Raw genomic sequence first — 11,525 nt, 5'->3', positions numbered from 1 at the left:
GGACCAGCTCGGAGACCATGGTCATCAGGTGCTCCAGCGTATCCACGTTGACGCGGATCGACTGGTTGGCGATGCGGTCGCCCTCGCCCGCCATCTCGTCGGCCATCGACTTCTTCGGCGCGGCCTTCTCCTTGGCGGGCTTTGCGGCTTCCTTCGCCACGGGCGCTTCAGCAGCTGGCGCGGGCTCGGCCTTTGCCTCAGCCTGAGCAACGGGCACCGGCGCTTCGATCGCGGTCTCGCGGAAGGCGCGCTCGAGCTCGTCGAGCGAAACCTCGCCCGGACGCAAGGGGCGCTCCAGGGTCTGATCGACCAGCGTGCCCATGGTCATCTCCTTGGCGGGTGCGGACGCAGCGGCGGGCGCTTCCGGCACCAGCGGCGGTGCATCGGCAACGGGAGCAGCAGTGCCGGCAGTCGGCATCGGCTGCGCCGAGCCTGACATGGCGGCCATGCCCTGCTCGACCATCGCTTCCAGCTTGTCGATGAGATCGCGGTCGTTGCCTTCCGGCTCGGCCTCGGTCGCCTCCAAGCCGGCCAAAATCTCCTTGATGCGGTCGATCGAGGACAGGATCACCGTCACCGCCTCGGCAGTCACAGGCATGCCGTCACGGAATTTGCCCATCAGGGTCTCGCCGGCATGCGCCAGCGCTTCCAGCCGCGGCAGGCCGAGGAAGCCGCAGGTGCCCTTGATGGTGTGGACCAGGCGGAAGATGTTATCCAGGATCTTGGCGTTGTTCGGCTCCTGCTCGAACTTCACCAGCTGATTGTCCACGGTGTCCAGGCTCTCGCTGGTCTCCGTCAGAAACTCCCGCAACAGATCATCCATGAAAACAGGCCTTCATACAGGAAGGGCGCGCACGAGGCGTGATGCGCCATTTCGGAATGGGGCCAGCTTCACCGCAAAGCGTTTAATATTGGTTGAGTATGTGCAAAAGAACGGCACCAACAAAGAGATAAGGCGCTCCGAACAAGCCGAAGCGCCTCGTAAAGAATCGATTAAGAGGTCGGGCGCGACGCGCCGTTTACGAAGCGGTAACGATGATGGCTTCGCCTTCCGGCTTGAGCGTCACGGTGAGCCCGCAGGCCTGCGCGAGCAGCCGCGTATAATAAGGCTGGATCGCATGCGCATCGGCAGCCGGCCCGCGCTCGCCGCTCAGGAGCTCGGAGATGTTCTGCGGCAGGCGTGCATTGTGTCCGGTCGCGGTGATGCGAAAGCTCATCACCTCGCCCTCGCCGACCGGATCGACCGTCAGCATGCCGCCGCGCGGGATCGTGTGCTGGGCGACGACCAGCATGTTGAGCAGCAGCTTGACGCGGTTCTTCGGCAGCAGCAGCCGCGGCAGATTCCAGGTGATCGAGCACTTGCCGTCCTCGATATGGCCCTTCGCCATGGTGTGGGCATCGCCGAGATCGATCTGCGCGCCGGAGGAGCCGGCCGCGCCGAAGGCAAGGCGGCAGAACTGCAGCCGGGCGGAGGCCGTCTTGGCGCTTTTGCGAATCAGGTCGAGCGCGAACTCGCGGTCCTCGGGCTTGGGATCGTCGTCGAGCACTTCGAGCCCGTTGACGATGGCGCCGACGGGGCTGATGAGATCGTGGCAGACCCGCGAGCACAGCAGCGCGGCGAGTTCGAGCATATCGGGAGCGGCAGTGGTCGCGGGCGACGAAGCGTCAGACATATAATGGGGTCCTGGAGGGTTCCTGGAATTGCACGGCGCTGGACGCCGCGAATCACGCATGCTTGACGGATGCTGCGGGTTCTAACATTCGCAGCCCCGCGGCAGCTAGCTTGCGATCGGTTCGAGGCGGCCATAAGCCCAGGCGAATCGATCGGGGCGAATCAGTGGACGAGGAACGATATTGCCGACAGATGAGGCATGCAGGTGAAACGGATCATTGACGGAGCGGCCGCTGCCGGCCTGATGGAGCCGCTGACTGCGCTGGTGGTGAAGGCGGGCGAGGCGATCCTCGCCGTCAACCGCGCGGCCATGCGGATCGACGGCAAGCAGGATGGCTCGCCGGTGACCGAGGCCGACCTTGCCGCCGACCGCATCATCGCGGACGGACTCGCGCAGCTCGCGGGCGACGTTCCGACGCTGTCGGAGGAGCGGACCCAGCTCGCCTCCCCGCCGTTCCAGGGCAGCTTCTTCCTGATCGATCCGCTCGACGGGACCAAGGAGTTCGTCGCCGGCCGCGACGAGTTCACCGTCAATCTTGCCCTCGTGACGTCAGGCGTGCCGGTGCTCGGCATCGTGAGCGCGCCCGCACTCGGGCTGCTCTGGCGCGGCATCGTCGGCCGCGGTGCCGAGCGCGTGAGGTTCAACGGCGCGACGATCGCCGCCGCCGAGCCGATCCGCACCCGCAAGCTGCCGGCGCGCGGGGAGCCTTGGATCGCCGCAGTGAGCCGTTCGCACGGCGATGCCAGAAGCGAGGCGTTCATCGCCGACAGGCCCAATGCCGTCAGGATGACGTGCGGCTCGGCCGTGAAATTCGGCCGCATCGCGGAAGGCGGCGCCGACATCTATCCCCGTTTCGGGCCGACCTCGGAATGGGACGTCGGAGCCGGCTGCGCGGTCGTGACCGCGGCCGGCGGCAAGGTGACCGACGGCAAGGGCGGCGAGCTCCGATTTGGCCAGCGCAGCGATACCGGCTTCATCATCCCGGAATTCATCGCGTGGGGCGACCCGCAGGCGGTAGGCTGCGACTGACCAGGGCTCGTTACTGCCCGAGCTTCTCCTGCAGGGCCGGCCAGCGCTTGCCCGCCTCATAGAGGAAGCGCTCGGGATCGGCGACGAAGGCGTCGCGATTGTCTTCCCGGCTGAACAAATAGAGCCGCTGCGCCACGATCGCGAAGAAATGCGGATTGGCGGGGACGGTGACGCCGCGGGCGATATCGACCGGATCGTAGCCGCCGAATTGCGGTCCGTAGATTTCGGGATGGGCCTGGAAAGAGGCGCGGTTGCCCTCGTTCCGGAAGCGCCAGACGGCCCCCCAGAGGTTCGCCTCGAACTCCGCCGTCCCCTGCACGGCCGCGCCGGCGACGAAATAAGCGACGGGGTCGAAGCCCTCGATGGCGACGCCGCTGAAGCGGTTGACGACGATCCGCTCGGTGGTGGCGGCCCCTGTCGGTCCGCCGGCACCGAGGATCCAAATGCCCGCCAGCAGGCAGAGGCGGCGGGCGATCAAGGCAATTCCGGGGCGCAAAGGGCTATCTTCCTGCCGTTGTGCCGTCATAGTTGCTGCGGATAACATCCGAGTCGAGGGGACATCCGGCGCAACCTAGGGCCATGCCTGTTGGCGTGAGGTTAAGGAAGCGACCGGATTCGGTACCAGGGGTTCTTTTATGACTTTCGCATCACGCCTTGCTGCGCTCGCGCTTGCCGCGATGATCGGCTGGATCGTGCCGGCCTCCGCCCAGCAGGCGCCGCCGCCTGACCTGCCGCCGCCGCAGCGGACCCCGACGCCCAATACCTATGGGCCGGACGAGCTCGTCACCGCCGGCCATCGCTTCTTCGGCAACGTCTCGCGCGGGCTCGCCTCGATCATCGAGAAGGCGGTCAGCCAATGGGGCCTGCCGAACGGCTACATCCTGGGTGAGGAAGGCTCCGGCGCCTTCGTCGCCGGCCTGCGCTATGGCGAGGGCACGCTCTACACCAAGAACGCCGGCGATTTGCGCGTCTATTGGCAGGGCCCCTCGCTCGGCTTCGACTGGGGCGGCGACGGCGCCCGCACCATGACGCTGGTCTACAACCTGCCGGCCACCAACGCGATCTACCAGCGCTTCGCCGGCATCGACGGCTCGGCCTACATCATCGGCGGCTTCGGCATGACGGCGCTGACCTCCAACAACATCGTGCTGGTGCCGATCCGCTCCGGGCTCGGCCTGCGCCTCGGCGCCAATATCGGCTATCTCAAATACACCCCGCGGGCGACCTGGAACCCGTTCTAGGCCCACGTCCTCCCCACTGCCCACCGATCAAGGTTAACGACAGAGCGGGGCTGGCTTTCTGCCGGCCCGCCATGGCATTGTCGTTGGTGAATTTTTCCTTAAGCTTGGGAGTTCTGGCCCATGGTCGAACCGATCATGTACCTGGCGATCGGTTTCCTGCTCTCGATGCTGTGCGGGCTTGCGATCGTGCCGCTGGTGCATAACCGCGCGGTGCGCCTGACCACGCGCCGGCTCGAGGCCGCCACCCCGCTCTCGATGGCCGAGATCCAGGCCGACAAGGACCAGCTCCGCGCCGAATTCGCCATGTCCGCGCGGCGGCTCGAGATGAGCGTCGAGCAGCTCAAGAACAAGACCACGAGCCAGCTCGCCGAGCTCGGCAAGAAGAGCGACGCCATCAACCGCATGAAGATCGAGCTCGGCGAGAAGAACGCCACCATCTTCGCGCTGGAGGCGCGCGAGAAGGCGGTGAAGGAGCAGCTTCGCGCCACCGAGGAGGAATTCGCCGCCAAGACGGCGTCCTTGCGCGAAGCCGAGATCGCGTTGACGGACAAGCAGGCCGAGCTCGCCAAGATCAACTCCGAACTGTCCGACCGCTCGATGATGGCGGAGAGCCGCCAGGTCGAGCTGGTCGCAGTGCGCGCGCAGATCGAGGAATTGAAGCACCGGGTCGGGGATGCCGAGAAGGAATTTGCCGCCACGCAAGCGCGCCTCGCACAGGAGCGCACCGAATCCGAGGCCGCCTCGCGCGAGCTCGCCGAGGCGCGCGGCCGCGTCGAGAATCTGAGCCAGCGCGTCACCGAGCTCGACCGCCAGCTCATCGTGCAGGTCAAGGAGGCCGAGATGCTGTCGAGCCGCGTCGCCGATCTCGAAGGACGCCTTGCCACGCAGGGCAAGCTGCTCGCCGAGCGCGACTACGAGAACAACCAGCTGCGCCAGGCCAACGAGGCCAACGAGCGCACCATCAAGGAGCTGCGCGTCGAGATCGCGGGCCTCAGCGGCGGCAAGTCGTCGGCTGCGATGGAGCAGCTGCGCGCGGAAAAGGCCGCGCTGGAGGAGCAGCTGCGCAGCGCACGCGACGAACGCGCGAAACTCCAGCGCGACATCAACGCGATCCAGCAGCAGGCCGAGAGTTCCTGGGCGACCGAGCGCATGGAGAACGCGCTTCTGCGCGAGCGCATCAACGACATCGCGGCCGAGGTGGCAAAACTCGCGATGCAGCTCGAAGGCCCGAACTCGCCGATCGAGGCGCTGCTCGCGGCCGAGGCCGGCCAGCCGCCGAAGCCGGCGCCGCGCCCGGCCAACGATGCCGCGACCAACGGCGCCGCGACCAGCAGCGGTTCTGCGCCCCGCCTGCCCGAAGGCGGCGGAACGCTCGCCGAGCGCATCCGCGCGCTCCAGGCCCACGCCTCCCGCGCCCGCCAGCAGGGCGCGTAACCGGCCAAAAATCCGGCTTCCCCTGCGGAAGGCGCGACCTGACCAAGGTTTTCCGCCCCGGCGACGGCTTGAAAACTTGACACCTTGGGCCGGCACTTCTAAATCGCGGGCTCCGATGTGCCGGCCGGCCTAAGGTTGCGGCCGCCTGCATGATGGTCCCGGGCGCATAGCTCAGCGGGAGAGCGTTCCCTTCACACGGGAGAGGTCCAAGGTTCGATCCCTTGTGCGCCCACCACGCTTCGCCAAAAGGCTTCGCGTGGCGCAGCCACCCCCAATGGCAGCGAAGCGTGTTCGGCGTAGCTCGAAGAGCGTAGACGGACTGCGGGTCTTGCTTCCGCTCTGTCAAAAATTCGAAAACAACCCCATGCACAGTAGCCGACCTCAGTCGGATCAAAGGGTTACGACTTTTCCGAATTTTCCTTGCTCCGTCGGGCAAAACAGGGGCATGATGGCATCATCGGGAGGGGCGCACGCTTGATGAGCATGCTGCGCCTGAGGGCCCGCACGGCATCGCCGGCTTAGAGATTCAGGGATGAGCTGGATGACGCTCCCTCGCCCTCCTTCGAAACTCTGGATACGAATCGCGATCGCGGTGCTTGCTGTGGCCGGCATCGGAATCGCGGCCATGGTTGGTCTCATCTGGTTCGCACTCGAAGGATTTGCCAGCTGCCGCAACGTGGTCCTGAGCTCGACGCGGTCGCCCGACGGCACCAAGGCCGTGTTCGTCTTCAGGCAGGAATGCAACGCAACGGTTCCGGATTCCACATATGCGAGCATCGCACCGATGGACCGGACCTTTTCACCTGATCGCAACCACGCATTCCTCGGCTTCGCCGGTCACGCGGAGATACTACCCAGCTGGCGCGGGAGCAACGTCGTCGAAATTGCGATGATGCCAGGGGTCGAGGGAGGCTTCATCCGGCACGATGAGAAGGTCGGCTCGATCCGGATCGATTACAAATGATCTGCGGGCTCGACGAATGATCACCACTTCATGGAGACCGAACCGGCAATCTCTGCTCCGCAACCACGCGCACTGGCGGAAAAGAAACGCAATCCACGACGTCGAACAGCACGCTGATGCTGCCGCTGAATGACTGCGCGAAAGCGATCGCGTCATCGCGCTTTGCGTCGGCGATTTGTGTGCCGAGCGTGCAATGAGGTCGCCAGTTTTCCGGCCGATAATGCAGCCGACACAAGGCTGGATCGATTGCAGCGTTGATGGAAGCGTGCCACCAAACGAGCGTTTCATCGAACTCCGGCTCCGCCCAGAGCACGAGCGGCGGACCTGCGAACCAACAAATTCGCCTGAACGCGACCTGCAATGGCCCTTCGCCTCCAACTGCGCGGAGCATGGTCTCCCACGCGGTCTTCGCGGTAATCTCGGGCGCATCATAAATGGCGAATGTGAAATGCGGCCGATAACCGAGCCCCCTCATCGAAGGCTGGCTCTCAAACGCGGCAACTTCATCCCACAAGGCTTCGATGCGCTCTGCGGAGGAATGGTCGGACCGAATGTTGATAGCCAAAGCCATGCGCTTGGTTGCTCTGTAAAGCAATGGATTTTTGCCTCACCAATGGCGATAAAACCAGGCCTTTTGCGCGCTAGTGAGCCATAAGGACGGAGATATCCGCGTGCTCCATGATATAGCTGGTCGCTCCACCGAATATCATCTGCCGTAGCCGCGTGCGGGTGAAGGCTCCTTTGATCAATAGATCGCAACCGTGTGCCCTGGCGGCATCGAGGACCGCCTCACCAGTTTCGCGCCCGTCCAGCTCAACGCTGATCAAGCTGGCCGCAATGCCATTGTATTGGAGTTGCCGAGCGATCTGACCGGCAGACGGTCCTGGCACCGCTTGGCCGCCGACAACGGTTAGGATCGATACCCTTTCGGCCAGACGAAGCAACGGCATGGCAAATGCGTTTGCCCGAGCTTGCTCGGTACTCCCGTTCCAGTGGATCATAATGTTTGTTGCGACGCTTCTTGGTCCATTCGACGGCGCCAGTAGAACGGGCCTGCCGCTCTCAAACAGCGCGGACTCAATCGCGCGGCGGTGAGGGCCCACCGCATCAATGTCAGACCGCGCCATCACGATCAGATCGAAAGCGCGCCCATAACTTCCGACAAAGTCTTCGCCCTCAGGCGCGGTCTCCAGCCAGCCGAAGCATGGCGGGTTCGACCCTGCGGTGGCGCGGGGAACATCATGCTTCAGCATGAATGCTTCGAAAAAGTTGCGCATGTCGTTCAGTTCGGCTTCGCTCTTCACTTGATACGTGTCCAGGAGAATGCCGGTGGCCAATTCGGCGGCCGCATATTGAGGGATGCCGAACCGGAGTGGAAAGCCTTCGATATAGGCGCCGGAGCGACGCGCTAGGCCTACGGCCACAGCGAGCGTAGCTGTCATCATCGGAATATTCTGAAGCGGGACCAGGAGCGTCTTCATTTCGAATCTCGATTTTCTGACGAAGATTGACGGTGGATGCATGCTCTCAATTGGGGCGGCGTCTGCAACAGCTTCACTTTGCGAGCCGCTCTGGTTTGCCACCGTCAACGGTTGCAATCATGCGGCCTGCTCAAGCCTCGCATCGATCTCCTGGCGCAGCGCGGCGAAGTCGATTGGCTTGGTTAACAGGTCGGCGGCGCCCTTCTCCAGCGCCTTGCGCTTGGTCTCGGCATCACCGTAGGCCGTGATCATGATAACCGGTACATCGGGGCGGGCCGAGCGCACGATAGGCAGCATCTCCAGTCCGCTCATTCCGGGCATGTTGATGTCGGACAGGATCAGAATCAGGGTGGCATCCGCAATCTCGGCCGCGCGCTGCAATGCCAGGGGCGCCGAGGATACAAACTCCATCAGAAAACGACCGGCGCGCAGATCGCGCCGAAACTGCTGGCGGAACAGCGCCTCGACATCGGGCTCGTCGTCGACCACCATGATATAGACGCTCAATTTCTGCCTCCGCTCTACAATGGTGCCGCCCGCGTACGCGGCAGCGTAATAATGAACTCGGTATATTCGCCCGGCTCGGTATCGACCTCGATGCTGCCGCCGTGCTGCTTCACGATGATGTCGTGGCAGATCGAAAGCCCAAGGCCAGTTCCTTCGCCGGCCGGCTTGGTCGTGAAGAATGGATTGAATATCTTCTCTCTGACGTCGGCCGGGATGCCGGTGCCATTGTCGCGAATGCGAATTTCGACGGCGCCGCCGAGGTCTGTGGTCGTCGCACGCAGTCTTGGCTCGAAGCCGTCACCGACGACCTCCTTTTGTTTGCTGGCCGCGTAGAAACCGTTTGAAACCAGATTGAGGAACACCCGCGTGATTTCCTGCGGATACAGCTCGAGGGCTCCCGCAGACGGATCGAGTTTTCTTTCAAGCGTGATATTGAAGCCGGCTCTTTCAGCGCGGGCTCCGTGATAGGCCAGGTTGAGACTTTCTTCGAGGATGGCGTTGATCTCCGCCGCGCGGCGTTCGCCGGACCCCTCGCGGGAGTGCAGAAGCATATTCTTGACAATGGAATCGGCGCGCGTTCCGTGCTGCACGATCTTTTCCAGGTTACCTTGCAGCATGTGGATCAGCGCGTCGATGTCCTGCCTTTCCACCTCGCCGAGGCCGGCTGAGCGCAGCGCGTCGCCGAGCTCGTCGGTCAGTTCGGAGGACAGCGCAGCAAAATTGTTGACGAAATTGAGCGGGTTCTTGATCTCGTGCGCAATGCCGGCGGTGAGTTGCCCGAGCGAGGCAAGCTTCTCGGTCTGGACCAGCCGATCCTGCGTATTTCGCAATTCCTCGAGCGATTGCGACAATTCCATGGTGCGCTCGCGCAGTTCATTCAGCAGGCGTGCATTCTCGATCGCGATCACGCCCTGGTGTGCGAAGTTGGACACGAGCTCGATCTGCTTGTCTGTGAAGGGTTTCACTTCCTGGCGGAAGATCGTGATCGTGCCAATCAGCTCATCTTCCTTGAGCATGGGAACGATGACGAGGGTCCTTGCGCCGGCAAGGTCAGCGAGCGCGCGAACATTGGGGTTGCCTTCGATATAGGGCGGCTGCGTCCTGATGTCGTCGATATGAACGGTCTGATGACTCTTCTCGACGGTGCCGAGCCCGCTCGCGGGATGTGGGCGAATGTTCTGGTAGAGCCGGGTATCGACATAAGCTTGCGGCGCGTTGTGCAATGCGACCGTGCGAAAGCCGCCCTCCTCGTACAGATTCATGGTGCCAAAGCCGGCGCCGCAAATTCGCGTCGCATTCTCCAGCATCTTGTGGAAGACCGGAGCGAGCGCGCCCGATGAAGCGCTTATGATCTCCAGCACCTCCGACGTTGCCGTCTGCCGCGCCAGCGATTCATTCAATTGCTCGAACAGACGCACATTGCCGATGGCGATCACCGCCTGGTCGGCAAAGGTGGCGACGAGTTCGATCTGCTTTTCGGTGAAGGGCTGCACGCGCTTGCGGGCGACCACGATCGCGCCGATCGGCTCATTTTCGCGCAGAAGGGGAACACCGAGCGCCGTGCGCTGACCAGCGATCGTGATCGACGCCTCCAGGCCGTATTCGGGATCGGCAGCGACGTCGAGGATTTGCACCGGACGGCGTTCGAGGACGGCTCGACCCGTGACCGTGCCCCGGCCGGGAGCGATCGGATGAGCCCGCAGAAAGGCAATGTAGTCCTCGGAAAACCCGACCGCTGCTCCGGCCTGATATTCATCGCCCTCGCGGCGCATGATGAAGGCCATCTCCGCCTCGCACAGCCGTGCCGCCGAATCGACCAGCGTGTCGAGCACGGTTTGCAGGTCGAAGGTCGAGCGGCTGATCACCTTCAGCACGTCGGCGGTCGCAGTTTGCTGCTGGAGCGATTCGGCGAGATCGCGCGTCTTCGCCTGGACCTCATCGAACAGCCGCACATTCTCAATCGCGATCACGGCCTGATCAGCGAAAGTGGAGACCAGGTCGATCTGCTTGTCCGTGAACGAGTTCGCGGTCTTGCGGCCCAGGAATAGCACGCCGATCACTTCTCCGGACCGCAGCAGGGGTACGCCCAGAAGGGTGCGGTAACCGCCGGCCCTCTGTTGCTCGGGATAGGCATAGTCGGGATCGACCAGGACATCCGGAATCTGAACAGCCTTGCCGCACAGCAGGACGCGCCCAACGAGGCTACCGCGTCCAGCATTGAGCCGAACGCCCGCCGAGACCTTGGCCCACTCCGGCGAGAAATTGTACCGAGTTGCGTGATAGAAGGAGCCATCGGCGTCCTGCCGGAGGATTGCCGCCATGTCGGCCCCACACAGCGACGCCGCCGATTCCGTCAGCGTGTCGAGAACCGTTTGCAAATCGAACGCGGAGCGACTGATGACTTTCAACACATCGGCGGTCGCGGTCTGCTGCTGCAGCGATTCCCGCAAGTCGTCGGTACGCGCCTGCACCTCGTCGAACAGCCGCACGTTCTCTATGGCGATGACGGCCTGGTCGGCGAAGGTCTGCAGAAGCTGCACGTGATGCGGAGCGAAGGCCCCCGGCTCTGCCCGCGTGACGCTGATCATGCCGATCACCACGCCGCCAGTCGCGAGCGGAACGAACAACATGCTGCGAAAGCCGCGGGCGCGCGCGATGAATTTGATCTCGTTCGTCAACGCTTCCGTATCGGGGGTCGGCACCACCTTGCCCGCCTGTGTCCTCGCAAAACTCTCGAAATCGGTGATCGGACGCGGAAACATCTTCTTCAAAGCTTCATCGGCGGCAGAATTCGTCGGCGTGAACGCCGCCAAGTGGGCATTGCCGTCGATGAAGCGGAATACGGTCGTCGAAAAGCCGCCGAGCAAGGCATTTGCGCGCCTCGCGATTGCATCGAATACCGGCTTCACCTCCGATGGCGAGCTGGCAATGATCTTGAGAATGTCCGCGGTGGCGGTCTCGCGATCTTGTGCGGCGCGCAACTCGGCCAGGAGCCGCGCGTTCTCCTGCTGCAATTCCGCCACAACGCCCTGAGGAAGCGCGGCCATGATGACAATCCGTGTCGGCAGCCGGTTCGCGGCCGACGTCAAAATTTAATCAAGAAAGCGCCGGGAATTATTTCACCATCAGGTGCTTCCGACCAGACATACCGTGAGTTGATTTTCGATCGACTACGCGTCAATTCGTCCTCGTGATC

Annotated in this window: 11 protein-coding genes and 1 tRNA gene; 5 read left to right on the top strand and 7 right to left on the bottom strand. The window is 63.4% G+C overall.

What is annotated here, in order from left to right:
- Both I6F24_RS17575 and I6F24_RS17570 read right to left on the bottom strand, forming a co-directional pair.
- A partial coding sequence (locus tag I6F24_RS17575) for an Hpt domain-containing protein (protein ID WP_225151135.1) occupies nucleotides 1–823 on the bottom strand: 823 nt, incomplete at its 3' end.
- Between the two features lie 196 nt (nucleotides 824–1,019).
- Nucleotides 1,020–1,673: a histidine phosphotransferase family protein gene (locus I6F24_RS17570; RefSeq protein ID WP_036009803.1), complete on the bottom strand. Its 654-nt coding sequence runs from the start codon at nucleotides 1,671–1,673 to the stop codon at nucleotides 1,020–1,022.
- A 198-nt stretch (nucleotides 1,674–1,871) separates the two neighbouring features.
- Between I6F24_RS17570 and I6F24_RS17565 the strand changes: the two genes are divergently transcribed.
- Complete coding sequence (locus tag I6F24_RS17565) at nucleotides 1,872–2,702, top strand: 3'(2'),5'-bisphosphate nucleotidase CysQ (RefSeq protein WP_109145209.1); 831 nt, start codon at nucleotides 1,872–1,874, stop codon at nucleotides 2,700–2,702.
- Nucleotides 2,703–2,712: 10 nt separating this feature from the next.
- Here the strand turns inward: I6F24_RS17565 and I6F24_RS17560 are convergent, their stop codons facing one another.
- Nucleotides 2,713–3,198, bottom strand: a complete 486-nt coding sequence (locus tag I6F24_RS17560) for a YHS domain-containing (seleno)protein (protein WP_109145210.1) — start codon at nucleotides 3,196–3,198, stop codon at nucleotides 2,713–2,715.
- A 139-nt stretch (nucleotides 3,199–3,337) separates the two neighbouring features.
- Between I6F24_RS17560 and I6F24_RS17555 the strand changes: the two genes are divergently transcribed.
- The 4 genes from I6F24_RS17555 (at nucleotide 3,338) to I6F24_RS17540 (ending at nucleotide 6,341) form a co-directional block, all read left to right on the top strand.
- Nucleotides 3,338–3,943, top strand: a complete 606-nt coding sequence (locus I6F24_RS17555; RefSeq protein ID WP_036009799.1) for a DUF1134 domain-containing protein — start codon at nucleotides 3,338–3,340, stop codon at nucleotides 3,941–3,943.
- Between the two features lie 120 nt (nucleotides 3,944–4,063).
- Nucleotides 4,064–5,377, top strand: coding sequence for a hypothetical protein (locus I6F24_RS17550; RefSeq protein ID WP_225151133.1), 1,314 nt, complete (start codon nucleotides 4,064–4,066; stop codon nucleotides 5,375–5,377).
- Between the two features lie 160 nt (nucleotides 5,378–5,537).
- A tRNA-Val gene (locus tag I6F24_RS17545) sits at nucleotides 5,538–5,612 on the top strand.
- A gap of 390 nt (nucleotides 5,613–6,002) precedes the next feature.
- Nucleotides 6,003–6,341: a hypothetical protein gene (locus I6F24_RS17540; protein ID WP_156446969.1), complete on the top strand. Its 339-nt coding sequence runs from the start codon at nucleotides 6,003–6,005 to the stop codon at nucleotides 6,339–6,341.
- Nucleotides 6,342–6,369: 28 nt separating this feature from the next.
- Here I6F24_RS17540 and I6F24_RS17535 read toward each other — a convergent pair whose 3' ends face one another.
- The 4 genes from I6F24_RS17535 to I6F24_RS17520 form a co-directional block, all read right to left on the bottom strand.
- A complete protein-coding gene (locus I6F24_RS17535; protein ID WP_036009795.1) occupies nucleotides 6,370–6,912 on the bottom strand; it encodes a 2'-5' RNA ligase family protein in 543 nt (180 codons plus the stop codon).
- A gap of 70 nt (nucleotides 6,913–6,982) precedes the next feature.
- Nucleotides 6,983–7,822: a universal stress protein gene (locus I6F24_RS17530; RefSeq protein ID WP_036009793.1), complete on the bottom strand. Its 840-nt coding sequence runs from the start codon at nucleotides 7,820–7,822 to the stop codon at nucleotides 6,983–6,985.
- 117 nt (nucleotides 7,823–7,939) lie between these two features.
- On the bottom strand, nucleotides 7,940–8,329 hold the full coding sequence (locus I6F24_RS17525; RefSeq protein ID WP_036009791.1) for a response regulator: 390 nt from the start codon (nucleotides 8,327–8,329) through the stop codon (nucleotides 7,940–7,942).
- 14 nt (nucleotides 8,330–8,343) lie between these two features.
- On the bottom strand, nucleotides 8,344–11,376 hold the full coding sequence (locus I6F24_RS17520) for a GAF domain-containing protein (RefSeq protein WP_225142086.1): 3,033 nt from the start codon (nucleotides 11,374–11,376) through the stop codon (nucleotides 8,344–8,346).
- Nucleotides 11,377–11,525: the final 149 nt, after the last annotated feature.

It is taken from the genome of Bradyrhizobium sp. BRP23 (assembly GCF_020194135.1).
Classification (GTDB): Bacteria; Pseudomonadota; Alphaproteobacteria; order Rhizobiales; family Xanthobacteraceae; genus Bradyrhizobium; species Bradyrhizobium yuanmingense.
This window is presented reverse-complemented; position numbering and strand designations above follow the sequence as displayed.